Origin of the sequence: Flavivirga rizhaonensis, assembly GCF_004791695.1 — a bacterium.
GTDB classification, from domain to species: domain Bacteria; phylum Bacteroidota; class Bacteroidia; order Flavobacteriales; family Flavobacteriaceae; genus Flavivirga; species Flavivirga rizhaonensis.
In genome coordinates this window covers 171,555-196,866 of the sequence record NZ_SRSO01000007.1, presented here as the reverse complement: position 1 = coordinate 196,866, position 25,312 = coordinate 171,555, and the positions used below count along the sequence as shown (strand labels likewise).

The window sequence follows — 25,312 nt, the reverse complement described above, 5'->3', positions numbered from 1 at the left end:
TATTACACCTTTTAGGATCTGTACATCTTCCGCATCGCATATTTGTATCAAAAGGGAACGACATCGATTTTGAATGTCGCCTTTCAAAACATGATAACGATATTTTGTGCTCCAAACTATGTGAACTAATAAGCGAGATACACTGTGTCCATTTGATCGTTGTTCCGACATACTACAAAGGTAGAAATTTTTAGAAGCTAAAGCGACATGCACTAAAGTGCATAGTTTTAACTATTTTTGAGACCAATAAAGAGGCTTGTAAAAAATATTAATACGTAACTTTTTGTTTTCATAAGAAAAAAATATAATTTTAGAGTAAGATTAATGACTAAAAGTTTATTTTTGTAAAGTTAACTTGATTATTTTAGGGTATATCGCTTTACTTTAATATTTAACCATAAGATCACCTATTGGTTAAAAACATTTAAAAAAAGTTTTTACTTCCCTTTTTAAATATTCCCTCCGAGTATTTTTAGTCTATCCCATAGGCTTTTTATTTAGTTAAACAATTTGTGATTATATTTTTAACATTTATATATTAAATTAATTACTACAAATTTAAGCCTACAAAGGGACATATTCTGTCACTTTGCTATTTTTTAAGAAAATATTTATTGCTTTTTCTGCTATAGATTATGAAATGACCTTCTTCTCGTAAATTTGATAGCATTCGTTTTATGGTTCTTATACTGCATTCATAATCATTTGCTACTTTTTTTAATGAATATAGCCTTCTTCGCTCTATCAAGTATAATTAAATAAGTATTCAGTTAATATCTTTAACCGTATAAAGAACGTCTTCAACTTTTGACGCAACTTATTGTTAAACAAAATCATAGAAAGATTCTTTCCAACTAAAAGCTATCTCAATTAATGACAATGTCTTGGTTAGAGTTGTTTAATAAATAAGGCTAGCTCCAATAATTGATAGACATACAAACACAATACATATAGAAAATGAAGAAAACTTAAAGTTCATATGAGTTTATATAAAATTATTATTTAGTTAAGCTATTATTACACTAATTTAATTAATCTATACTTTTTAATAATCGATCCCACCTAAATCTATCTTGGTAATTTGAAAATAATACGCATTGTACTTTACCTATAATGTTTGATTCTGGGAGAAAACCAAAATATCTTGAATCGTGTGAGTCTTTTCTATTATCACCCATCATAAAGTAATAATCCCGTGAAAATGTATAAGTAGTTGCTTTTTTATTATTTAAATAACAACTCCCTTCCTTATAAGTAATAGATGTATTTTCAAACTTATTAATTATTTTTTTATATAAAAAATAAGTTTGAAAATCTAACACAATTTTCATACCTTTTTTGGGGACAATAATAAGTCCCATATTATCTAAAGTCCATTTGCTTTTAGGAAACTTAGGAAAAAACTTTTTTTTAACATTAAACGTATCAATCTGTTTTTGTAAAGAATCTATACCATTTAATTGTTTTAGTCGCAAAAACTCTAATTTAGAAAGGCTTTTATTTTTAAATTTATTTTTTCTATTTTGATTTAATGTGATTTTAAAACCTAATGAATCTATAGCATTGTATATATTTGCTCGGTTTTTAACTATAAATTTATAATTATTTTTAATTGTACCGGGTGATATAAATAACTCACTGTTGGTATAAACCTCTGCATCTTTAATTTTTAGCGTATCTCCAGCTAAACCCATGCAACGTTTAACCACAAAAAAATCTCTAGTCGTTCCTAAATTAAAAACAAAAACATCTCCTTGTTTAATGGTACTAGTCCCGGAAAGCCTTTTATAATCCCACCAAGTTTCTTTTATCCGTTTTCTGGCGTCATTACTAGCATAAAATGCTAGATTTAACCAAGGAATCTCAAAAGGGGAATTTGGTAATCTAGGACCATATATTAGTTTATTTACAAAAATTACATCGTTAGGAAATAACGTATTTTCCATTGATGAGCTTGGAATTCTAAAAATATCGATAGTAAATAATTTTACACAAATAGCTATGGAGAGCACAAATAAAGACAAAAAAAGACTCCTAATCACTTGCCTTAAAAATCTTTTCTTAACAAAAGAAATTAATTTTAATACTCCAAAATATATACCTATAAATAAAAGAACAATCAATATTAACCAAAATGAGTCTATAAATATTAGAAAAACTATAACCAGTAAAATATTTAAAACTATTCTTTTCCTCATCAAATAATGAGTTTAACTAACTAATTAAGAAAACTTATAGGTATAATTTGTAAATAACTCTCAGATAGTTGCGGCTTATTTTCTTGAGGGATAAAAAAATTACTCATTCGTAAATTAGAATCTATACAAAAATAATATGGCTTATTAAGTTTTTCTATTGGAATATTTAAACTTTTATCTAATAATAAAAACATTTTAATATTGCTGATTCCTTTTTTTTCATACTCTTTATAATAAACATATAAATCTCTACTATTTCGATAACTAGCTATTAAAACTATACTATTCTTTAAATCGCTATTATTCTTTAAAAGTGTATTAATTTCGGCATTTATACAAGCTTCACAATTAGTTTCCGAATATCGCAATACCACACTATTAGATTTAAACAAATCTTTAGCCTTAATCAAATTTCCTTCGATATCAAGAAATTTAGTGTTTTGATCCAAGATTAAATTTTCATTTTCGGACTCTTTTACAAAATTTTGTTCAAAATTTAAAAGGCCTTCCCTATATTGGTTTAATACTGGTCTAATTTTACTTATACCTTTAGAATAGCTATTAAGTTTATAAATTAGAACAGCATTTAAAATTAAAAGTATAACTATAAAAACTATATATTTTACATTATTCATTATTTATTCTAATACTTAATACTAAAGGTTTATTAAAAAAAAGAAACTTCCTGTTTACTCTTTAAATGTGTAAACAATTAGTAAAGGATTATCATTACTAGATAATTTTTCATCTATCTCTTTAATATAGTCAGGTATTTTATCCCAAGGTTTTATCTCTTTTTTGTAGATACTCATTTGGTCTTTAAATTCAATTGCAGGATAAATGGAAATAATTTTATTGTCATCGCCATCATGAGCAAAATAATTATAAAATGGAAGCTGATCATTTTCATTTTCAAAAAAACTAAAAGCTTTAGATTTTTTTAACACTTTTGAATAGATTACTATCATGTTATTATAGAAGTTAAACGTAACATAATCTTTACTTTCTCGAAAGTTTGAAATTCCAAACCCATAATTATTTTCTGTTATATATTCATAAAGACCTTGATAATTCTTTTCAAATTTATTAATAATATTATCTGGCGCTTTCTGCTCTCCATAATCCACAAAATATTTAGGTTTAACCTCGTTTCCATCATATTCATATATCGTTTCCGAATAAAGCTGGCTAATAAAAACATTTTTGCTTCTGATTATATTTGGACTTTCTATTACTAGATTAAAAAAAAACTCGTCTTTTTCGTTTAAATCAACAAACCTTTTTTTTGCTTGTGTTTCTAAATTATATTCTAAGAACATTTTATCTTTTTTTTCCTTAACCAAAAGAAAAAGATTATTATCTTTAAATCCCATATTGAAATAGAAACCTTTTATTTTTTCTTCTTTGAGAAACTGTCCTTCAATAGTATAAGTAATAAGTTTATAGGGTCTATCTGTGTATAAAATGATATGTCCTCTATTTTCATCAATTGTAAAATCATGTAAACTTATATATTCCATAGGACCTTTACCTATGTATTGTATTTTATTTAAAAATTTTCCAGTATTACTAAAAATTAAAACGGCATCTGTATTTCTATCTAAAATAAAAATTTTATCCTTATGCAAACTTATCCTGTCTATTTTTGAAAAAATGGAACGCTCTGTAGTCTCTAATGCTATGATTTTGGATGAAGAAAAATATTCTTTAAAATCACCCTCAGGATATTTTTCTTGAATATCAACTTTTATATGTTCTAAATTTACATTATCTAATTCATTAACTATTTTTTTACAAGAACTAAAGCATAATAATAGCACAATTGTAAATAAAATTCTTTTCATAATCATTTCTTTTAAAAAAATTTCATTTTCTAACAAATTCTTCTTGAGAATGTAAATATATACTCTCAAGAAGAATCTTTACGTTATGCAGGGTCTCCAGGTTCTGGACAATTTATAACTTGCTGTGTTGGAGTACAAGGTGATTGGTCGTTTCCTACGCATCTGGTATAGGCACCATAAGTACATTCAATATCATGCCATACTCCATCTATTTTTTTTCTTACGTTACTGTTCCAGCATCAAAGTTGAGGGTTATACCTTTTTTAACACCCTCTCCACTTTCTCCAAAAGCATTAGCAGATTGTATCAAATTAGCCATATCTAAATCCCTATCTATATTTTCTAACATTGACAAATTAAAAAAAGTAACAGCTACAATCGTTATAACAACAAAAATTCTAATTATTTTTTTCATTTTATTTATTTTAAAATTTAAATTCTTTTTGTATTATGAAATACAAAATTGATTATTATTGTAAAGTCTAATGAGGTATGCTACTTTACAGAACATAATAACTAGCCACAATTATTGAATAATTATAAGAATTTAGAGATTCAATTTAAAAAGATTCCGTATCACATACGGAATATAATTCTTCCTCTGGGTATTTGTTTGGGTTTATATCATAAGCTCTTTTTTTAGTTAAACAATATGTGATTATATTTTTTTAATTTTTTTCAGATGCTCAGAGGTTTTAACCAGAAATTGTATAATTATTTATTCTCATACAAATTACACCCATGACAGGGACAAATTTTGTCACTTTGCTATCTTTTAGGAAATATTTATTACTTTTTCCTGCAATAAAAAATCGATAATTTATTACTTCTACAGTATTATGAGTAAAATGACATTAGTGCTAACCAAAACCAATCTATTATTATAGGAAAGACATTAAACCAATAAAAAGAATACACTTAACATTATTTTTTTATGCATTAAGTAATCAGCTAAATTCTAATTAAGAAAATTTCTAGACATTATTCGTAAATACCTTTCTGATAGTTTTGATTTATCTTTTTGAGGAATAAAAAAGTTATTCATTACTAAATTAGAATTTATACAAAATAAAACGGCATATTTAGTTTTTCTATAGAAACATTTAAGCCATTTTCTGTTAACAAATACATTTCAATATTATCCAATCCTTTCTTTTTAAACTCCTTATGGTAGACAAATAAGTCTCTTTTGTTTTTGTAATAAGCTATCAAAATTATACGCTCCTTTAATTCGTTGTTATTGTTTAAAATTGTATTGATCTCTGAACTTATACAGTCTTCACAATTAGATTCTGAATATCTTAATACTATCTTTTTTGTTTTAAACAGATCTTTAGCTAAAATCAAATTTCCTTTAATATCAAGGAACCTGGTATTTTTATCCAATGTTAAATTCTCACTTTCTTTCTCCTTTATAAAGTTCTGTTCAAAAGTTATAAGGCTTTGTTTGTATTAATTTCAAAACTATAAACAAAAGAAATAGCATCAAGATTATAGCCTATTTCCTTTTCCTAACAAAAAACTCAAAAGATTTTGTTCCTAAAAACCCTTCGTCACTTATACCTACACCCTCAACAATACCAATAAATTTTGTATTAATATCAGAGCAATAAAAACGAATAGTAGCTTCACCTTTTTCATCGGTTATGATATCTGGTTTCCATAATAAAGTATTTCTATAATCTGGAAAACCGTTAGTTTGTTCTATCTCATCATAAACAGGTTCATAAAATACTTTTTTAAGGGAATACCCTTCTGTACTCATTAAATTATACTTGCTCATAAGATCAGCTTCCGATAAATGAGGATAATGATATGGTGGGAGTGGGGGGTTTTTAAACACATAATCTCCTATTGGTACTACACCCGTAATCCATACACCATTTTTTAAAAACATAAATTCTTTATAAACTTCTCCTTCTACTGGTTTCTTACTTTCTGAACTTCTACGATGGAATGGACAATTTAAAAAATTATCTAGTTTACATACATAATCAGAAGTCCTTTCAGTCATTTCCAGATTAGCAAGACTATCGAGCTTACTTAGATATTTATCCCTATATATACGTTTCTTTTTACCTTTAATTTCCACTTCGTCCAGAGTAACGCCCTCTTGTATTGATGCCCATGCCTTAACATCAGATTCGTTGTATGCTTCTTTCTCTGCTATAATGGCTAAAGGGTAGCTGTTGTATTTAGTTTCTTTAATTTTATTAATGGCATTAAACGGGTCTTTAACGGTAACCTGTATCCTATCCCTATCTGTGCCAAAATGTTTAATATATAATTTCCTCCCCATTTTTAGATGGTCTGCGGTCAAAGCGAACCTGCCAAGACTATCCAATGGTATAAACGTCTCGTTACCTTCCTCTAAGGGATTGTAGATCACAACCATGCTCTGTTTCGTCGTGTTTTTTCTTTTTTTGATATAAGCAAGCTCGCCTTCAACATGGTCTTTGACATACAGGCTGTCCAAAGGTTTCTGTGCTTTCAGGCTTTGTTCGTTCCATACATAGCGCCTCCAGCCTTGGGTAAGCAGCAAGAGGTTCAAAGCTTGTTTTCTGTCCTCGTTTTTTTCATCAAAATAATAACCTGGATTGTAGAGGGTTCCTTTAAGCTGTGTGGAAAGCTGGTAATGGCTTTCTATGGTTTTACAATCTTCTGGGGTTTTGTAGATCTGGTCATAAACACTCAAGCCCAAATGTGCTACTACGGGGTCGCCATTTTGGTCTGTTACCTTTAACCTTAATTTGGATTCTTCTTTGGTTAGGTATTCGCCTTTATCCAATATCGCTTTTATATATAGTTTTTGGTCGTGATTTACATATACTAGCCGTTCCGCCACAGGTTTTAGGCTTTCATTGAACAGCGTCACTTCCGCAATACCTTGTGGCAGGTCCTTTAACGGAATTTTTATAATGGTTTCTTTATCCAACAGGGCTTTTGCAATGGTATAAACCAAGCCACGTATCTGAACCCTTAAATAAACACTTTCCTTTTTTAAACTAGAAGATTGAGACACTTTAAACACGAGTTCTTCTTTTGGGGTATTAAGAAGTTGCAGAACCTTACCTTGAGTTTTTATTCCTGACAATATATAGACTTGTTGGGGTGAAGGTCCCTTTAACTTAATATGGTAGCGTTTATTGCTATTGGGAGTTAGTAAAAAACGCCCCATACCAGCGTGCGTGCTCTTAAAGGTCAATAAGGGCTTGTCGTTTTCATACAGGGTGCCCAAAACATCTTTTGGCAGGCCTTTGGCGTCAACCGCCTTAAAACCAATAGTACTTAATATACCTGATACCAGATGGCCTCCCTCTGGAAATACGCTGAAGTGTATACTGTCGTTTTTTATTGCCCTACCTTGTCCTAAAAATGTTGTGTCTTTTGGTTGCGTAGAAATGCGCTCGACTATTTTAAGTTTCCGGAATCCGTGGAATTCTTTTGAGCCAGCGTTAAAGGATCGTGAAGAATATGCAGATAACCTATAGTTTCCTGCCCGTAATGAATCCTGAATATGGATATGCCCATCTACAAAACCGTTACCTACCTGCAATTTTTCTTGTAATACAACCTGATTGTTGTCTTCCCGCTCCAATTGAACATACAGGGTCTTGTCCAAAGCCGAGGGCAGCAGCCTTTGTGCATCCAGCACATAGCCTTTAAACCAAAGGTCCTCCCCTGTTTCATAAATACCTTTGCTGGTCTGAAGGTAGACGGAGAGTTTTGGCTTATTTGTTGTTTGGAGGTGTAACCGTTCGGCGAGATTGTCCATAATATTCTTGTCCTGGGAAAGCACGGGAAAAGAATATAACAGCAGATTTAAAACCAATAAAAAGCTATAACAGTCTGAAAAACAAACTTTACAAATAGATCTTTCAAATTTTTGGGATCCCATAATTAGTTTGATTTACGTACTTGAAAAGTAAAATTTTCAGTACCCATTAACCCAGTACCACTAACCCCTTCAATATTACCTATAAATTTTGCGTTTATATCTGAACAATAAAACTCTATAATAGCTTCTCCTTGTTCATTGGTTATTATGTCTGGTTTCCAATACAGGGTGTTTCGATAATCTAGAAAAGGATCATTTACAGTTTCTTCATCATAAAAAGGTTGGTAAAACTCTCGTTTACCATAATAACCTTTTATCATTCGTAAATTAAATTTTTCTAATAAATATGCCTCTGTTAGTTCAGGATAATGATATTTTGTATAACCATGTCCGGTAACGGTATATGCATCTCTTTTATCATTCCACTTAAAACCTTGCATATATTGATACACTTCTCCTTCTATAGGTTTTTTACTTTTATCATTTGGGTGGACTTCACAATTTAACGTTCCACAAGGAATTCCAACATAATCCGTATTTAAATCTAGTTTAGCTAAACTATCTAAAACGCCCAAATACTTATCTCTAAACACTTGTTTTTTCTTTGTAGAAAGCACAACTACCTCTTCCAGTTTGTTAACTTCACTTGATATAATAAAAGGTTCTCTTCTATCTTTTAGAGTTTCTTCTTTTAATTTTGAAAGCGGATAGTTTATTGATATTTTTTTTCTATTTAAATTTATAATATCAAATAAAGTATCTTTAATATTAATAACATATTTAGATTTTTCAGGGGTCATGGGCTTTAGGTAAACATAACCCTTTTCACTCACTTTTAGATGTTTGTAATTTATACTAAAAACACCTTTTGAATCTGTCATAATAATGTCTTTACCCTTTAAAGAATCTGAGGTAAATACCATTACAAATTGTTGTCCTTGTATTTTGGACTTTTTAGTCATTCTTTCTGAATAAACCTTACCAGTAATTGAATCGGAAAGTAGTGGTTTTATTTGTTTAGTATATTCTCTTATATCAGATTCACTACTTATATACCGTCTCCAACCTTGAGTGAGTAATAATAAGTTTAAACCTTCATGCCTATTTTTATACTCTTCATTAAAATAATATGTAGGATTGTAAATATTTCCTTTTAACTGAGTAGACAAATAATAATGAGTAAGAATATTCTTAGGGTCTAGCTTGTTTTGATATAATTTATCGAAAATACTTAAGCCCAAATGCGCAATTACAGGTTCATTATTTTCGTTTGTTACTTTAATCTTTAAAACAGCCTTTTCTCTAGTTGAGTATTCACTTTTATTAAGTATTGTCTTAATAGTTAATTTTCTACCAGAATTCACATATATTAAACGTTCTGCTACTGGTTTTAGACTTTCATTAAAGAGTGTTACTTCAGCAATACCATGTGGAATATCTTTTAATGGAATTTTAATGATGAGTTCTTTGTTTAATTTACCCATAGCAACACTATAAATAACACCTCTGGTTTCTCACTTTTAAATAAATAGTTCCCTCTATTAAATCGGCAGTTTGACTAACCTTAAAAATAACTTGATCTTCAGTGCTCCTTAATAACTGCAATGTTTTCCCACTAGTTAAGATTTGTGGTAAATAATAAATTTTGTCTTTTAGAGGTTCTTCTAGCTGAATATGGTATTTATTGATAGAAAATGGGAGGAATAAAAAACTCCCCATACCATCATGTGTGCTTTTAAACTCAACTATTGGTATATTATTCTCATATAATATTCCCGAAACCGCAATAGGTAATCCTTTTGAGTTTTCAGCTTTAAAAGCAATCCTATTTTGAATTCCTGAAATCAAATCTCCTCCTTCAGGAAATGTCGTGAAATTTAAGATATTATCATTTTTCACAGATTCTTGTTTTGGTTTATTCTTTATATTTTTAAGAATTTCTAATTTGCGTATGCCATGGAACGCTTTTGTACCTTCATAAAATGAATGTGTACTATATGCTGCTAAAGTATAAGAACCTGATTGTAAAGAATCGTTTAAATATAGATGTCCATCTACAAACCCTTCTTCTATCTCATATTTTTCTTCCCAAACAGCTTTATTGGTTTTATCTTCGATTAATTGAACAAACAATATTTTACTTTTTACAGATGGAAAAAACAGCTGTGCATCCAGCACGTAGCCTTTAAACCAAAGATCCTCGCCTGTTTCATAAATACCTTTGCTGGTTTGAAGGTAGACGGAGAGTTTTGGCTTATTTGTTGTTTGGAGGTGTAACCGTTCGGCGAGATTGTCCATAATATTCTTGTCCTGGGAAAGCACGGGAAAAGAACATAACAGCAGATTTAAAACCAATAAAAAGCTATAACAGTCTGAAAAACAAACTTTACAAATAGGTTTTTCAAATTTTTGGGATCCCATAATTATCTATTAAAGAGATTAGTAGTTGATCACTAATAATCTCAGTTTTAAAAATTTTATAAGCTGTTATAATTAATAACATTCGTGTTGTAAGCATAACTGTTTATTAAAATTAAAGATGTATGTAACCTTTCTAGGCAAACACATATTTAAAATATTGATTATCATATTTTACCATTTCAACAAAATGAAAAATGAGTCTTTCTACTTTAGTTTATACTGAGCGCAGTCGAAGTACTCAGGATAAACTTGCGAGAAATCTCAAAAGGATGAGATTCCTCCTCATAAGCTTCGCTTTTATCTTCTAACAAAATGTATTTTGTTTTCGATAGCATTCGGAATAACAACATTCTTCTCAAAACTATAAACAAAAGAAATAGCATCAAGATTATAGCCTATTTCCTTTTCCTAACAAAAAACTCAAAAGATTTTGTTCCTAAAAATCCTTCGTCACTTATACCTACCCCCTCAATAACACCAATAAATTTAGTATTAATATCAGAGCAATAAAAACTAATAGTGGCTTCCCCATTTTTATCGGTTATGATATCTGGTTTCCATAACAACGTATTTCTATAATCTGGAAAACCATTTTCTTGTTCTATCTTATCATAAACAGGTTCATAAAACACGCGCTTAGGGTAATACCCTTCAGTACACATTAAATTATACTTGTTCATAAGATTAGCCTCTGATAAATGAGGATAATGATATGGTGGGAGTGATGGGTTTTTATAAATAACCCCCTCTAATTGTGGTATTCCTCTATACCAAACACCATTTTTAAGAACCATCAATTCTTTATAAATTTCACCTTCTATTGGTTTCTTATGTTTTTTAAGGTGGTTTCGGTTTGGACAATTTAAAATACCGTCTTCGCACACAAAGTCAAAAGTTCTTTCTGTCATTTCCAGCTTAGCTAGGCTATCCAGCTTACTTAAATATTTATCCCTATATATATGTTTCTTTTTACTTTTAATTTTTACTTCATCCAAAACAAGCCCCTCTTGCATAGAAGTCCATCTCTTACTACTAGATTCGTTGTATGCGTCTTTTTCTGCTATAATGGTAAAAGGGTAACTATAATCTTTGGTTTGTTTCATTTTATTGATGACATTAAATGAATTTTTAACGGTAACCTCTATCCAATCTCTATCTGAGCCAAAATGTTTGATATACAATTTTCTTCCCATTTTTAGATGGTCTGAAGTTAAAACGAAGTTGCCAAGACTATCTAATGGTATAAACGTCTTATTACCTTCTTTAAGGGGGTTATAAATCATAACCCCACTTTGTTGGATCCTGTTTTTTCTTTTTTTGATATAAGTAAGCTTGCCTTCAACATGGTCTTTGACATACAGACTGTCCAAAGGTTTCTGTGCTTTTAAGTTTTGTTCGTTCCACACATAGCGCCTCCAGCCTTGAGTAAGCAGCAAGAGGTTTAAAACTTGTTTTCTGTCCTCGTTTTTTTTATTAAAATAATAACCTGGATTGTAAAGAGTTCCTTTAAGTTGTGTGGAAAGCAAGTAATGGCTTTCTATAGTTTTTGAGTCTTCTGGATTTTTATAAATTTGATCATAAATACTCAAACCTAAATGCGCCACTATGGGCTCACCATTTTGGTCTGTTACTTTTATTTTTAATTTAGCTGCTTCCTTAGTAAGGTATTCACTTTTATCCAATATTGTTTTTATATACAATTTTTGATCTTGATTTACATATACGAGCCGTTCTGCCACAGGTTTTAGGCTTTCATTAAACAGCGTCACTTCCGCAATACCTTGTGGCATGTCCTTTAACGGGATTTTTATAATAATTTCTTTATCTAACATGACTTTAGCAATACTATAAACCAAGCCACGTATTTGGACCCTTAAATAAATGCTTTCCTTTTTAAAGCTAGAAGATTGAGATACTTTAAAGATCAGTTCTTCTTTTGAGCTACGAAGAAGTTGCAGAACTCTACCTTTAGTTTCTATACTTGGCAGTTTAAAAACTTGTTGTGATAAAGAATCCTTTAATCTAATATGGTAACGTTTATTGCTATTGGGTGTTAGTAAAAAACGCCCCATACCAACATGTGTGCTTTTAAAGGCTAATAAGACCTCGTCGTTTTCATACAAGGTTCCTGAAACGTCTTTTGGTCGTCCTTTGGAGTCAACCGCTTTAAAACCAATAGTACTTAATATGCCTGATACTAGGTGACCTCCTTCTGGAAATACACTAAAGTGAATACTGTCATTTTCTATTTCTTTAGCTTGTTCTAAAGATATTGTAGCTTTTGGTTGTGCAGAAATGCGCTCAACTATTTTAAGTTTCCGAAATCCGTGAAATTCTTTTGCACCATTATTAAAGGAATGTGAAGAATATGCAGATAACCTATAATTCCCTGCCTGTAATGAATCCTGAACATAGAGATGTCCATCTACAAAACCGTTATCTATCTGCAATTTTTCTTGTAATACAACTTGATTGTTTTCTTCCCGCTCCAATTGAACATACAAGATCTTGTCTAAAACCGAAGGAAATAGCCTTTGTGCATCTAGCACATAACCTTTAAACCAAAGATCTTCGCCTGTTTCATAAATACCTTTGCTGGTTTGAAGATAGACGGAGAGTTTTGGCTTATTTGTTGTTTGGAGGTGTAACCGTTCGGCGAGATTGTCCATAACATTCTTGTCCTGGGAAAGCACGGGAAAAGAACATAACAGCAGATTTAAAACCAATAAAAAGCTATAACAGTCTGAAAAACAAACTTTATAAATAGATCTTTCAAATTTTTGGGATCCCATAATTATCTATTAAAGAAATTAAGTAGTTGATCACTAATAATCTCAGTTTTAAAAATTTTATAAGCTGTTATAATTAATAACATTCGTATTGTAAGCATAACTGTTTATTAAAACTAAAGATGTATGTAACCTTTCTAGGCAAACACATATTTAACATGTTTTTACCATTTCAACATCTTTCTACTTTAGTTTATACTGAGCGCAGTCGAAGTACTCAGTATAAACTTGCGAGAAATCTCAAAAGGATGAGATTCCTCCTCATAAGCTTCACTTTTATCTTCTAACAAAATGTATTTTGTTTTCGATAGCATTCGGAACAACAACATTCTTCTCAAAACTATAAACAAAAGAAATAGCATCAAGATTATAGCCTATTTCCTAACAAAAAACTCAAAAGATTTTGTTCCTAAAAACCCTTCGTCACTTATACCTACACCCTCAACAATACCAATAAATTTTGTATTAATATCAGAGCAATAAAAACGAATAGTGGCTTCCCCATTTTTATCGGTTATGATATCTGGTTTCCATAATAAAGTATTTCTATAATCTGGAAAACCATTTGTTTGTTCTATCGTATCATAAACAGGTTCATAAAATACTTTTTTAGGGGAATACCCTTCAGTACACATTAAATTATACCTACTCATAAGATTAGCCTTTGATAAATAAGGATCACTATGATATGGTGGGAGTGGTGGGCTTTTAAACCAATATCCTACTCCTACTGGTGCTATTCCCTTAAGCCATTCACCATCACTAAAAAACATAAATTCTAAATAAACTTCTCCTTCTACTGGTTTCCTGCTATTACTTCTACGGTGTATTGGACAATTTAAATAATTATCTAGTTTACACACATAATCAAGATTCCTTTCAACCATTTTTAACTTCTCTAGGCTATCGAGCTTACTTAGATATTTATCCCTATATATACGTTTCTTTTTACCTTTAATTTCCACTTCGTCCAGAGTAACGCCCTCTTGTATTGATGCCCATGCCTTAACATCAGATTCGTTGTATGCTTCTTTCTCTGCTATAATGGCTAAAGGGTAACTATAATGCTTAGTTTCTTTAATTTTATTGATGGCATTAAACGGGTCTTTAACGGTAACCTGTATCCTATCCCTATCTGTGCCAAAATGTTTAATATATAATTTCCTCCCCATTTTTAGATGGTCTGCGGTCAAAGCGAACCTGCCAAGACTATCCAATGGTATAAACGTCTCGTTACCTTCCTCTAAGGGATTGTAGATCACAACCATGCTCTGTTTCGTCGTGTTTTTTCTTTTTTTGATATAAGCAAGCTCGCCTTCAACATGGTCTTTGACATACAGGCTGTCCAAAGGTTTCTGTGCTTTCAGGCTTTGTTCGTTCCATACATAGCGCCTCCAGCCTTGGGTAAGCAGCAAGAGGTTCAAAGCTTGTTTTCTGTCCTCGTTTTTTTCATCAAAATAATAACCTGGATTGTAGAGGGTTCCTTTAAGCTGTGTGGAAAGCTGGTAATGGCTTTCTATGGTTTTACAATCTTCTGGGGTTTTGTAGATCTGGTCATAAACACTCAAGCCCAAATGTGCTACTACGGGGTCGCCATTTTGGTCTGTTACCTTTAACCTTAATTTGGATTCTTCTTTGGTTAGGTATTCGCCTTTATCCAATATCGCTTTTATATATAGTTTTTGGTCGTGATTTACATATACTAGCCGTTCCGCCACAGGTTTTAGGCTTTCATTGAACAGCGTCACTTCCGCAATACCTTGTGGCAGGTCCTTTAACGGAATTTTTATAATGGTTTCTTTATCCAACAGGGCTTTTGCAATGGTATAAACCAAGCCACGTATCTGAACCCTTAAATAAACACTTTCCTTTTTTAAACTAGAAGATTGAGACACTTTAAACACGAGTTCTTCTTTTGGGGTATTAAGAAGTTGCAGAACCTTACCTTGAGTTTTTATTCCTGACAATATATAGACTTGTTGGGGTGAAGGTCCCTTTAACTTAATATGGTAGCGTTTATTGCTATTGGGAGTTAGTAAAAAACGCCCCATACCAGCGTGCGTGCTCTTAAAGGTCAATAAGGGCTTGTCGTTTTCATACAGGGTGCCCAAAACATCTTTTGGCAGGCCTTTGGCGTCAACCGCCTTAAAACCAATAGTACTTAATATACCTGATACCAGATGGCCTCCCTCTGGAAATACGCTGAAGTGTATACTGTCGTTTTTTATTGCCCTACCTTGTCCTAAAAATGTTGTGTCTTTTGGTTGCGTAGAAATGCGCTCGACTATTTTAAGTTTCCGGAATCCGTGGAATTCTTTTGAGCCAGCGTTAAAGGATCGTGAAGAATATGCAGATAACCTATAGTTTCCTGCCCGTAATGAATCCTGAATATGGATATGCCCATCTACAAAACCGTTACCTACCTGCAATTTTTCTTGTAATACAACCTGATTGTTGTCTTCCCGCTCCAATTGAACATACAGGGTCTTGTCCAAAGCCGAGGGCAGCAGCCTTTGTGCATCCAGCACATAGCCTTTAAACCAAAGGTCCTCCCCTGTTTCATAAATACCTTTGCTGGTCTGAAGGTAGACGGAGAGTTTTGGCTTATTTGTTGTTTGGAGGTGTAACCGTTCGGCGAGATTGTCCATAACATTCTTGTCCTGGGAAAGCACGGGAAAAGAATATAACAGCAGATTTAAAACCAATAAAAAGCTATAACAGTCTGAAAAACAAACTTTGTAAATAGATTTTTGGGATCTCATTTTTTTAAAATTAGTAATTACTTACTTATAATTTTTCAACTTTTAAAATTTTATCAGCTCTCATAATTAAAAACATCGAATTAACATTAAATTAGTGATAACTCAAGCTAACAATTATAGTTCCATTTCAATACACTTTTTGAGCCTTTGAAGTGCGGCTGTGTTTTTAGGAGATTGAAATTCATGTCCTTTTACATTTCCATTATCAAGCATAACAATGCAAGGGTATACTTTATTATCTGTAGGAAAGTTGATCTCATTTTTTTTATCAATATAAACGTTTGGATGCTCTTCCAATGTAATCTCCAATTTATTTTGTAATATTTTGAAAGATTCTATTTGTGTTAGAATAAATAAGATATTTCTATTTGTAACATTTTGCTTCATAAAGGCTTCACCTTCTTGTATACACCCATGACAGCCAAGTCCCGGTAATAAAACAACCCTCTTTATGCTATCATTTACATCTAACTTATCTATGATTGTTTCTAAATAATCATGTTCAATTGTTTTTTCTTCTTTTTTACAGGAAAACAATATGATGAAAATGAAAAATGTAACGGTTAAAGTTCTATTTCTCATATATTTTTAAATTTTAATACGTTTTGGAATAAATATTTTTAAGGTAAGATTTACCTCTTCTATATCACCTATATCAAGATATTCAATGTTTAGCCCTTCTTCTGTTACAAAAGAATTTTGCCAATGACATTCTCTTTCAATTCCAAGAACAGTCTCTCCTAGATATTTGAAATTTTCATCCATAATTATTATGGCTATATTTTTTTCTTTCCAAGATGTACCTATAGGTGCATTTGGTATGGCTTTCCGGAGAAAACGATAATATACTTTGCGGAACTTATCATAAATAACGGCAGCATATATATCTTGCCTGACAAAATTAGACAAAATCCTTTCATTTGATCGCCCATGTTTTTTCTCCAAAGAAGAAATAGAGCCTGCAAAATTGCTTCCCGCATAAACTTTTTCATAGGTATTACTATTTATATTGGTTATGTACAGATGGTGTGATACAGGAAAACTATAGATTATTTTATTCCCATCTGGGTGTAACTGAGGGAATACTTCTGTAAGCAAGCCCCCTCCCCACACTGTGCCATTGCCATATAACGAGGGTGGGTATGTGTGCGTGTAATTTATTTTATCAAATTTAAAATCAATATTTGCCGTAAACTTAAACTTGTTAATTATCGAATCATTCATATCTATGTCAAATTGTCCCGTGAGCAATAACCCTCTAGGTGTTTCTATAAAAGGAGTCACCGTTTCTACATAATAATTAGGGTAGGTATAAAACCAAGAAGCAGTTTTCGATCTTTTGGAACTCTTACCTCCAATTAAAGAAATTTTATTTAATATTTCACCTTGGCTATTTGCCAATAATACTTCCTTTAACTGACTGCTAAATATATAAATAGAGTCTCTATTTTTAATATGATAGCCCATGGGCTCTTTAACAGCATTTGGACCATCTTTGTCAAAGCTTACTTTTTTTATAAATTTTTCAGTCTTGTAGTTATAGAAATAGATAGAGTTATTGTAATAATTTAAAAAGGTAAGTTGTCTGCTTTCCAATGAGTCATTGATTACCTGAATATAATGCGGTTTTGGTGCTGTATCAGTATCTAATAAAAAGGGTTTTGTATTCACTTGCCTTAACTCCATTGTAGGTGCCATTTGTCCGCTTTTTTCATTTTTTATGTTTATTTTTTGGTCGCTACATGAAAAAAAGATGAATACAATAAAACATGATAGATATATTTTCATTATTTAATATTTTTGATGAAATAGACAGGTTTATTAGAAAACACCACAAACCTGCCTTATTTACAATTTAAATTCCGATTATTAGTGGCCTACTACTATAAACAACCGTGATTAGTTATAGCACCAATATAAACACACCTATCATATGCATTGCATTCATAAAAAGTGGTATGGCTTACGCCCACACACTCAGCATTGGCAGAATTTAAGCTCATTAAAGACGCTAAATCCATGTCGTTAGATGTTGTATTTGATACAAAAAAAACACTCAATGCAAATGTCATAGCAGTTATTAATCCAATTAATTTTTTCATTTTCTTTAATTTTAAATTATTATATGATTAACTTTTCTGCAAAAGTCTTTGAGGAAATACTACCTTTGCAAAATATTAAATAGTTTTTTTCGTAAAACTATTTAGCCTAAAATTAAAGACTTCCTCTGGGTATTTTGTTTGGGTTTATTTCATTGACTCATTTTTTAGTTAAACAATTTGTGATTATATTTTTTAACATTTAAATGCTCAGAGGTTTTATGTTTATATCATACAAATAAAATGCGTTTAAGGGACAAATTTTGTCACTTTGCTATTTTTTAAGAAAATTTTTATTGCTTTTTCTGCAATAGATAATGGAATAGCCCTCTTCTCGTAAATTTGAGAGCATTCGTTTTACGGTTCTTATACTACAGTTATAATTGCTAGCCGCTTTTTTTAATGAATAAAGCCTTCCTTGCTCCATCAAGTATAATTAAATAAGTATTCGGTAATATCCTTAACCGTATAAAGAACGTCTTCAACTTTTGACGTAACTTATTGTTAAACAAATTTATTGGAAGCTTCTTTCCAACTAAAAGCTATCTAAATTAATGGCAATGTCTTGGTTGGAGTTGTTTTAACACTTAACAAAGGATATAAGGCTAGCTCCAATAATTGATAGTCATACAAACACAATACGTATAGAGAATGGAGAAAACTTAAAGTTCATATGAGTTTATATAAAATTATTATTTAGTTAAGCTATTATTACACTAATTTAATTAATCTATACTTTTTAATAATCGATCCCACCTAAATCTATCTTGGTAATTTGAAAATAATACGCATTGTACTTTACCTATAATGTTTGATGCTGGAACAAATCCCCAAGCTCTAGAGTCCATCGTTCTTTTCCTATTATCACCAACCATAAAATAATAATCTTGTTTAAAAGTATAATTATTTACTTCTTTACCATCAATGTAATAAACGCCATCAATCTCTTTAATTTTAAAACCTTCAGAGCTATTAATAGCACTTTTATACAATTCAAAAGTTTCAGTATTTAATGGTATTTGCATCCCTTTTTCGGGAATAATTATAGGTCCCATATTATCGAATGTCCATTTTTTATCGGGTAATTTGACAAATGTTTTATTTGAAATAAAAGTATCTATCTGTTTTGAAACAGAGCTAACAAACTCGTATTTCTTAAGTTGATTTAATTCAAACTCTGAAAGTATAGCTTCGTTAATTTCTCCACCAATATTTTTTAATACTATGTCGTTTAAAGCTAAAGAATCCAAAGCCTTGTATAAAGCCATTTTATTTTTAACATTAAATCTATATTTATTTTTAACCGTATTAGGTTCTACAAATTGATTGTCATTAGTAAAGATTTCACCATCATTTATATAAAGTGTATCACCAGATAATGCTACACAGCGTTTAACCATTATAAATTGTTTTTTCCATGTAGAATTAAATACAAAAACATCACCTTGCTTAATAGCTGTAGTGCCTGAAAGTCTTTTATAATCCCACCAATTGCCTTTTTTTATTCGTTTTTTTGCATTCTCATTAAAATAAAAGACAATGTTTAACCAAGGAATATCAAAAGGAGAACGTGGTAATCTAGGACCGTATTTTAGTTTATTTACTAAAATAACGTCTTGTGTAAATAATGTGTCCTCCATGGAGGTACTTGGTATTAGAAAAAAATCAAAAATTAATATTTTTGCACTTATACTTATTGAAAAAGTAAGTAAAAAAATAAAGAAAACTTTTAACAATCTTTTAATTAAAGGACTCTTTATTGAGGTTATTACTTTTAATACACCAAAATATATTATCGTAAATAACATAAAAACTAAAGCTAACCAAAATAAGTCCATTAGAAGAACAATTATAAATAACAGAACAATTATTATTCTTTTTTTCATCAATTCATTATCATAAGTTAGGCTAAATTAATTTATAATATTGTTACTACGTAAATTTCTAGATGTAGTTATTAAATAACTTTTAGATAATTTTGGTTTATCAAGAAATTAGTCACTCTTAAATTAGAATTTACACAAAAAAATAGGACTCTATTTTATCTGTGAGATATTTAAGCTTTTATCTACCAACAAATACATTTTAAAATTATTTAATTCTTTTTAAAAACTTATTTACTTTTATACGTATTAAGAGATTCTTCAAAATAATGTTTAACAATGTATTTAAGGTAGTCCATATATTCACCCATCTCTTCTTTTTTTGGAATAAACACTGATTTTTGTACAAGGTCATCATCAATAACATATAAATAAGGGGCATTCAATGAATCATATTTTGAAATAAAATTAGTTTTATAAACACTACTTTTAATATCGTTTAATTCCTTAAACAATATGACATCCCTTCTATTTGAATAGCTTGAAATATAAGTTACAGGAATTCCAAGATCTTGTTCTAATTTTTTAACATAAGCTACAGTTGAATCAATACAAACACTGCAATTAAGTTCAGAATACCTCATAACAACACTAGGCTTGGGTAAATCATTAAATAACTTTATAGAGTCATTAAAAGAAGAAAGTGTAAAATCCCCCCTTATTGAATCACCTTTTCGTTCAAACTCTTTTGTTATTTTTCTTTCCCCAATATTATTACAACTGGCTAAAATTAAAAAAGACAAGAATATTACTTTCGTTTGACTCCCAAAAATGATTTTATCACTATTGTTCATAATCCATATCTCTTATTTTATAAAATAATAAAATTGGATTATCACTTTCTTTAACAGAAGCACAAAGATTCTTAAATCTTTTGTCCTTATCTTCTACAATTTTCGGGGATAAATTTGGAAAAATATCGGAATCAATTGCTGTTACGAATATATCTTCGTTATAAATTAAATATAATGGATTTATCTCGAATAAAGAATATGGATCATTAGAAGTATACTCATTCCATATAATATTTTTTTTAGATTTTTTATTATAAATCAAATGATTAAACTTATTATTATACGAATATCTAAGGTAGATATAATTATTACTTAATAAATGATTTCCACTATAAATAGCTAACCCTAGTTTTTTAGAAGTTTTCGCTAAATTATTCCTGAATTCAGTATCTTTTAAATGCTCTTCTGTAATTTGATGTTTGTCGAAAATTATTTTATATTCTGGAATGACTTCTTCTTCACTAATTTTATATATTATATTTTTTTCTATACCGAGTGAAAATGTTAATGATTCTGAGTTAGAATTAAAATAATTTTGATTAGCAAAAATTGCTTTATTTGGATCCACGGGAATACTAAACTTTTTTATAACCTGACTATTAATAGGTTTTATAGCTAAGTTGTATTCTTGGGCATACAGTAGGTGTTCATTATCACTAACACCTATATAAAAGAAAAAAACATCATCATGTAAAGAAAAATTCCAACATCTTAAAGGAAAAGATTCCTTCTTACTAAAACTCCCATCGTAATTATAATAAGCGAGCTTAGACGCTCTGTCATCATAAACAATTGCTTTTTTGTTTTTTTTATCAAGACAAAAATCTCTTATAACATTATATTCATGTGGACCATGTCCCTTAGCACCTATTTGATTTAAAAATCTTCCTTTATTAGAAAACACTAATAAACGAGATCTTGTTTTTTCTAAAACAAATATTTTATCATCATGAATTTCAATTTTTAAAATTTGACCTAACAAACTTTTACTTGTTGTTTGCAAAGGTACATACCACGCTGTATCTATTATTTTTTTACCTTCTAGTTTTAATTCTTTTGAAAAAGAATTTTCTGGTATTACTATTTTTTTTACAGATGAGTAATCTACTGGTATAATATCTAAATCATCATTGGTTAAATCTTGTTGTTGCTCATTCCTTAATTCTCTGGGTATTCTAGATTTATCTTCCTTGCAATTAAACAGTATAATTGCAACTATGATACAAATAATTACATTATATTTTTTATATAATAGATTTGATTGAAAACTCTTCATTTTTGTGTTAATCGTTAAATGTTATTTAATAACTTTTTACTTTAATTTTATCAAACATCAACATATGTTTTAAATATCCATGTTGATGTTTGATTAAAAAAAAATATAACAATACTCTATTTTTTCTTTATTATTAATCTGCTATCATGTACAAGAATATTCGCATACACTTGATCCAGATGGACATTCATTAGAAACACCAGGCTTTGATGTTCTGGATATTTCTTTTCCGTTACTATCCGTTATTATTGTAGTTATAGTACAAGTTCCTTCTGTAGGGTTTCCTCCTGGGGGAATTCCTCCTCCTCCCTCATTTTGCGCATGAGCTTTAGTAAACAATTGATCCAACACATAATCACCATTTGCTTCTAAATTATCACTTTGCGTATTTATATAAAATCCAGCCGCTAAGGCTAAAACAATAAAGCTTCCAATTACTTTTTTCATTTTATTTAATTTAAATTGTTAATGAGGGTTTTCCTCTTAAATTTATTTACTTTAACAAAGTTTATAAAAGAGATATGCTACTTTGCAAAACATATTAATAACTTATATTTGTTTAAGTCATTTTAAGAATTATAAATCTTTAAAATTCAGATTCAATTTAATAGATTCCGTGTCAAGCACGAAATAAAATTCTTCCTCTGAGTGTTTGTTTGGGTTTATTTCATAAGCTCATTTTTTAGTTAAACAATATGTGATTATACTTTTTTAATTTTTTAATACTCAGAGGTTTTTCTGTAAGTTCATATATTGTATATCTTACTACTAATTATAGCTGTCCTGGTTATTATAACATAGACTAACTATATTTCTAGTTTTTAGCAATAAAACTTTCATTGTTTAAAAGTATATTCTCACAGACCAATTTGCGGGGTATAAATTGTTCTAATCAGTTCACTAATTGTTCTTTTATAATAAAGACATAAGCATTTTCTACTTATGACGGTTAACATTACCACTATAGCAATCCAGAATTCTCCAAATATTAAAGTAAATAAAGAAAGAATAATTAAAGGGGATTTTTTTTCAGGCTCATTTGTTAAATAGAAAGTTAGTAGATGTTTTTTAAATGCCTAAAATACCTAGTGTTTAATTTAGTGTTTCGTCTTTTGTAAATAAAAGCATTTTCTACTTTGGTCTCTTGGTTAATAACAAAGAAAAGAGATAAGTTACTCGCATTATTTAAATAGTTGTTATCCCAAATAATATCTTTATGATTAATAAACTCTATTTTACTATCATAACGTCTGTTTAGGTTTTGTAATTCTTTTTCTTCAAGTTCTGGAGTTATTACTATTGCATCATTAAAAAAGGCATGATCTTTAGTCAGGGTATATATGTCCAAAAAGGCATTATCGATACATGTGCTACATTCATGTTTAGAATAACAAAAGAATAGTTTAGATGTTTCCTCAGTTAAATCTTTAATTTTATTGTAAAAGACCTTATCATGCTGTAACATTTTTAGGATTTTAGAATTTAAATTCGTGTTTTCACTATACATACTTTTATTTTGTAACTCTTTCGATTGAACAGTCTTTTTACATGATGTGAAGAATAGGAGTATATAAATAAATGCTATGATTAAGATATTATTTTTATTTATCCTCATTTTTTTCAGGTTTATAAGTGATGATATAAGGATTTGCTGTAATATTGCCATCATAGTCAAAATAAGATCTTAAAGTTTCTCTTACTTCTTCTTTTTTATTCTTATAAAGTAAATCTATTGCTAAGTTTTTAATGGAACGTTCTATTCTATCTGGAGATATGTGGGTGGCGGGCATGCCATTTAAAGTTATTTTTGGTAATATCTCAGAAATACTCACACTTATCTGATTAGAAAAACTAACCCCATAGCCATTATATAATGTTGTTTTGTTTTTTTTATCGTATATAAAATATTTTATATAAGCAGACTTCTCTAAATTTGTAATATAAGAACCAGCTATGTAGTCTTTAAATTCATAAAATGTTTTAAGGTTTGGTATTTTTAATTTTCTAGCCCACTCTCTTTTTTTTCCAAATTTATTGTTATTATACATAAAATCGTAGGGTTTATTCCTTTCATATCCATTAAATGTTAGCTTATATAAAGATGAAAAAGAAGTGGTGTCTATCTTGTATATTGTATCATTAAACGCCTCTACAAATCGATATTCTCCTTTTTTAACTTTAGAAAATCCATAAACATAACCAGAACTTGCTTCAGGATCTTTCGATACTTTATATGGTAAATACTTAGCTAGTATATTTTTACATTTGTTATCAGTACTGTAAAGTCTAAAATTAAAATCTTCTTCTTTATTTTCTATATAGCCTTTATAAAAATAGCGTTTGTCTTTAAGGCTACAAAAGCTATTTGAGCTGTAAGGTATTTTAATTTTCTCCTTAAAATTACCTAAAGAATCATAAACTATTAAATGACGATGTCCATTAGCTAATAATTCTATATCACCAGTATAATCATTAATATCTCCATAATTGTAGTCAAAATATTCATGTGGACCTTTACCCAGTTTTTTGAGCTTAAATTTAAATTTACCCTTACCATTAAAGCATAATACACTATAATCCGTATGCCAATCAAACACGTATATATTGTCTTTATGCTTTACAATTTTAGCTATGCTAGATACTAATGAAGCTTCAGTGGTTTCCAGTTTGATAAGTTCTTGCTTTTTAAAAAATGAACAAAAATTTTTAATAGCAATTTTTTTATCTATTTCGATACTTATGGAGTCTTTAATTGCTCCCATTTTAATGGTTTTATAGGGGCTCTTCTTGTTTTTATCACAACCTATTACCAATGTTAATAAAAGAATTAATCGTATAAATGTGTTTAGCTTTTTCATTTCTTTAGATATTCTAATGTAAAAATACCAATACGATCGTATTGGTATTTTTTTGACTTAGTTATTTGCATTGTTAAACGTCACCACAAGGGGTCTTTGTGAAACAAAACCCCCAACCTTGAACACAATCTTTTTTCTCCTGTTCAACTTCTTCATAGGCTTCCGCAGTTATTACAAAACCCCCATTATATGATTGCGTACCTGTAACTGTTTGACCATTACTTTCAATTTCTGAAATTATAGATGTCAAAGATGCCAAATTTGCCCAATAGCTATAAGTATTGGTTCTCCATATTGGATCGCATGGTGTTCTTTTAGTTTTATCCCACGCACCTCCTGGTTCGGCGTTGGCATAATTTATAGTCATTAAATTAGCTAATTTAGTGTTTGAGCTTGTATTTATCTTCATGCTAAAAGATAAAGCAATTGCAAACACTACTATTCCTAAAAACCCTATTATTCTTTTCATTTCTGTTAAATTTAAATTGTTGAAAAATATTTTAATACTAAACAAAAGTCTATAGGAAATACTACCTTTGTAGAATATCAA

The 25,312-nt window shown here is 29.8% G+C and carries 21 protein-coding genes; all 21 read right to left on the bottom strand.

Annotated elements, in window-relative coordinates; translation table 11 throughout:
• Positions 1–171, bottom strand: a 171-nt coding sequence (locus EM932_RS07205; RefSeq protein WP_211344264.1) for a transposase, incomplete at its 3' end; no start/stop codon positions are given.
• Positions 172–1,031: 860 nt separating this feature from the next.
• Entirely contained in the window at positions 1,032–2,198 is a 1,167-nt protein-coding gene (lepB, locus tag EM932_RS07200) for a signal peptidase I (protein ID WP_135876506.1), read from the bottom strand.
• A gap of 20 nt (positions 2,199–2,218) precedes the next feature.
• Positions 2,219–2,833 carry a hypothetical protein gene (locus EM932_RS07195; RefSeq protein ID WP_135876505.1) on the bottom strand — a complete coding sequence of 205 codons (615 nt, stop codon included), beginning with the start codon at positions 2,831–2,833 and terminating at the stop codon, positions 2,219–2,221.
• 54 nt (positions 2,834–2,887) lie between these two features.
• Positions 2,888–4,042: a 6-bladed beta-propeller gene (locus EM932_RS07190; RefSeq protein ID WP_170179755.1), complete on the bottom strand. Its 1,155-nt coding sequence runs from the start codon at positions 4,040–4,042 to the stop codon at positions 2,888–2,890.
• A 220-nt stretch (positions 4,043–4,262) separates the two neighbouring features.
• The gene (locus EM932_RS07185) at positions 4,263–4,457 is read right to left on the bottom strand and encodes a hypothetical protein (RefSeq protein ID WP_135876503.1); all 195 of its coding nucleotides are present in this window, start codon (positions 4,455–4,457) and stop codon (positions 4,263–4,265) included.
• A gap of 644 nt (positions 4,458–5,101) precedes the next feature.
• Positions 5,102–5,428, bottom strand: a complete 327-nt coding sequence (locus EM932_RS07180; protein ID WP_135876502.1) for a hypothetical protein — start codon at positions 5,426–5,428, stop codon at positions 5,102–5,104.
• A gap of 112 nt (positions 5,429–5,540) precedes the next feature.
• On the bottom strand, positions 5,541–7,817 hold the full coding sequence (locus tag EM932_RS07175; protein WP_170179754.1) for an MG2 domain-containing protein: 2,277 nt from the start codon (positions 7,815–7,817) through the stop codon (positions 5,541–5,543).
• A 125-nt stretch (positions 7,818–7,942) separates the two neighbouring features.
• Positions 7,943–9,364 (bottom strand): hypothetical protein, encoded by a 1,422-nt coding sequence (locus EM932_RS07170; protein ID WP_135876500.1) that lies wholly within the window; start codon positions 9,362–9,364, stop codon positions 7,943–7,945.
• A gap of 7 nt (positions 9,365–9,371) precedes the next feature.
• On the bottom strand, positions 9,372–10,178 hold the full coding sequence (locus tag EM932_RS07165; RefSeq protein WP_135876499.1) for a hypothetical protein: 807 nt from the start codon (positions 10,176–10,178) through the stop codon (positions 9,372–9,374).
• A gap of 518 nt (positions 10,179–10,696) precedes the next feature.
• Entirely contained in the window at positions 10,697–12,970 is a 2,274-nt protein-coding gene (locus tag EM932_RS07160; RefSeq protein ID WP_135876498.1) for a hypothetical protein, read from the bottom strand.
• 494 nt (positions 12,971–13,464) lie between these two features.
• Positions 13,465–15,738, bottom strand: a complete 2,274-nt coding sequence (locus tag EM932_RS07155) for an MG2 domain-containing protein (protein ID WP_170179753.1) — start codon at positions 15,736–15,738, stop codon at positions 13,465–13,467.
• A gap of 228 nt (positions 15,739–15,966) precedes the next feature.
• Positions 15,967–16,434 (bottom strand): hypothetical protein, encoded by a 468-nt coding sequence (locus EM932_RS07150; RefSeq protein WP_135876496.1) that lies wholly within the window; start codon positions 16,432–16,434, stop codon positions 15,967–15,969.
• A gap of 6 nt (positions 16,435–16,440) precedes the next feature.
• Positions 16,441–17,640, bottom strand: a complete 1,200-nt coding sequence (locus tag EM932_RS07145) for a DUF4221 family protein (RefSeq protein ID WP_135876495.1) — start codon at positions 17,638–17,640, stop codon at positions 16,441–16,443.
• Positions 17,641–17,735: 95 nt separating this feature from the next.
• Positions 17,736–17,954, bottom strand: coding sequence for a hypothetical protein (locus tag EM932_RS07140; RefSeq protein ID WP_135876494.1), 219 nt, complete (start codon positions 17,952–17,954; stop codon positions 17,736–17,738).
• A gap of 722 nt (positions 17,955–18,676) precedes the next feature.
• Positions 18,677–19,759 carry a signal peptidase I gene (lepB, locus tag EM932_RS07135; RefSeq protein WP_170179752.1) on the bottom strand — a complete coding sequence of 361 codons (1,083 nt, stop codon included), beginning with the start codon at positions 19,757–19,759 and terminating at the stop codon, positions 18,677–18,679.
• A 305-nt stretch (positions 19,760–20,064) separates the two neighbouring features.
• Complete coding sequence (locus tag EM932_RS07130) at positions 20,065–20,628, bottom strand: hypothetical protein (RefSeq protein ID WP_135876492.1); 564 nt, start codon at positions 20,626–20,628, stop codon at positions 20,065–20,067.
• Entirely contained in the window at positions 20,618–21,904 is a 1,287-nt protein-coding gene (locus tag EM932_RS07125; RefSeq protein ID WP_135876491.1) for a 6-bladed beta-propeller, read from the bottom strand. Before EM932_RS07125 ends, EM932_RS07130 begins: the two co-directional genes overlap by 11 nt.
• A 144-nt stretch (positions 21,905–22,048) precedes the next feature.
• Positions 22,049–22,351: a hypothetical protein gene (locus EM932_RS07120; protein ID WP_135876490.1), complete on the bottom strand. Its 303-nt coding sequence runs from the start codon at positions 22,349–22,351 to the stop codon at positions 22,049–22,051.
• Between the two features lie 607 nt (positions 22,352–22,958).
• A complete protein-coding gene (locus tag EM932_RS07115) occupies positions 22,959–23,519 on the bottom strand; it encodes a hypothetical protein (protein ID WP_135876489.1) in 561 nt (186 codons plus the stop codon).
• Positions 23,506–24,762 carry a 6-bladed beta-propeller gene (locus tag EM932_RS07110; protein WP_135876488.1) on the bottom strand — a complete coding sequence of 419 codons (1,257 nt, stop codon included), beginning with the start codon at positions 24,760–24,762 and terminating at the stop codon, positions 23,506–23,508. The genes EM932_RS07115 and EM932_RS07110 overlap by 14 nt, the downstream gene beginning before the upstream one ends.
• 73 nt (positions 24,763–24,835) lie before the next feature.
• The gene (locus tag EM932_RS07105) at positions 24,836–25,231 is read right to left on the bottom strand and encodes a hypothetical protein (protein WP_135876487.1); all 396 of its coding nucleotides are present in this window, start codon (positions 25,229–25,231) and stop codon (positions 24,836–24,838) included.
• Between the last annotated feature and the right edge of the window lie 81 nt (positions 25,232–25,312).

What these genes read in the sequence shown, in the direction of transcription:
- lepB (WP_135876506.1), bottom strand. Translation starts at nt 2,198, where the DNA reads ATGAGGAAAAGAATAGTTTTAAATATTTTACTGGTTATAGTTTTTCTA.
- EM932_RS07195 (WP_135876505.1), bottom strand. Translation starts at nt 2,833, where the DNA reads ATGAATAATGTAAAATATATAGTTTTTATAGTTATACTTTTAATTTTA.
- EM932_RS07190 (WP_170179755.1), bottom strand. Translation starts at nt 4,042, where the DNA reads ATGAAAAGAATTTTATTTACAATTGTGCTATTATTATGCTTTAGTTCT.
- EM932_RS07185 (WP_135876503.1), bottom strand. Translation starts at nt 4,457, where the DNA reads ATGAAAAAAATAATTAGAATTTTTGTTGTTATAACGATTGTAGCTGTT.
- EM932_RS07175 (WP_170179754.1), bottom strand. Translation starts at nt 7,817, where the DNA reads ATGGACAATCTCGCCGAACGGTTACACCTCCAAACAACAAATAAGCCA.
- EM932_RS07170 (WP_135876500.1), bottom strand. Translation starts at nt 9,364, where the DNA reads ATGGGTAAATTAAACAAAGAACTCATCATTAAAATTCCATTAAAAGAT.
- EM932_RS07165 (WP_135876499.1), bottom strand. Translation starts at nt 10,178, where the DNA reads ATGGACAATCTCGCCGAACGGTTACACCTCCAAACAACAAATAAGCCA.
- EM932_RS07160 (WP_135876498.1), bottom strand. Translation starts at nt 12,970, where the DNA reads ATGGACAATCTCGCCGAACGGTTACACCTCCAAACAACAAATAAGCCA.
- EM932_RS07155 (WP_170179753.1), bottom strand. Translation starts at nt 15,738, where the DNA reads ATGGACAATCTCGCCGAACGGTTACACCTCCAAACAACAAATAAGCCA.
- EM932_RS07150 (WP_135876496.1), bottom strand. Translation starts at nt 16,434, where the DNA reads ATGAGAAATAGAACTTTAACCGTTACATTTTTCATTTTCATCATATTG.
- EM932_RS07145 (WP_135876495.1), bottom strand. Translation starts at nt 17,640, where the DNA reads ATGAAAATATATCTATCATGTTTTATTGTATTCATCTTTTTTTCATGT.
- EM932_RS07140 (WP_135876494.1), bottom strand. Translation starts at nt 17,954, where the DNA reads ATGAAAAAATTAATTGGATTAATAACTGCTATGACATTTGCATTGAGT.
- lepB (WP_170179752.1), bottom strand. Translation starts at nt 19,759, where the DNA reads ATGTTATTTACGATAATATATTTTGGTGTATTAAAAGTAATAACCTCA.
- EM932_RS07130 (WP_135876492.1), bottom strand. Translation starts at nt 20,628, where the DNA reads ATGAACAATAGTGATAAAATCATTTTTGGGAGTCAAACGAAAGTAATA.
- EM932_RS07125 (WP_135876491.1), bottom strand. Translation starts at nt 21,904, where the DNA reads ATGAAGAGTTTTCAATCAAATCTATTATATAAAAAATATAATGTAATT.
- EM932_RS07120 (WP_135876490.1), bottom strand. Translation starts at nt 22,351, where the DNA reads ATGAAAAAAGTAATTGGAAGCTTTATTGTTTTAGCCTTAGCGGCTGGA.
- EM932_RS07115 (WP_135876489.1), bottom strand. Translation starts at nt 23,519, where the DNA reads ATGAGGATAAATAAAAATAATATCTTAATCATAGCATTTATTTATATA.
- EM932_RS07110 (WP_135876488.1), bottom strand. Translation starts at nt 24,762, where the DNA reads ATGAAAAAGCTAAACACATTTATACGATTAATTCTTTTATTAACATTG.
- EM932_RS07105 (WP_135876487.1), bottom strand. Translation starts at nt 25,231, where the DNA reads ATGAAAAGAATAATAGGGTTTTTAGGAATAGTAGTGTTTGCAATTGCT.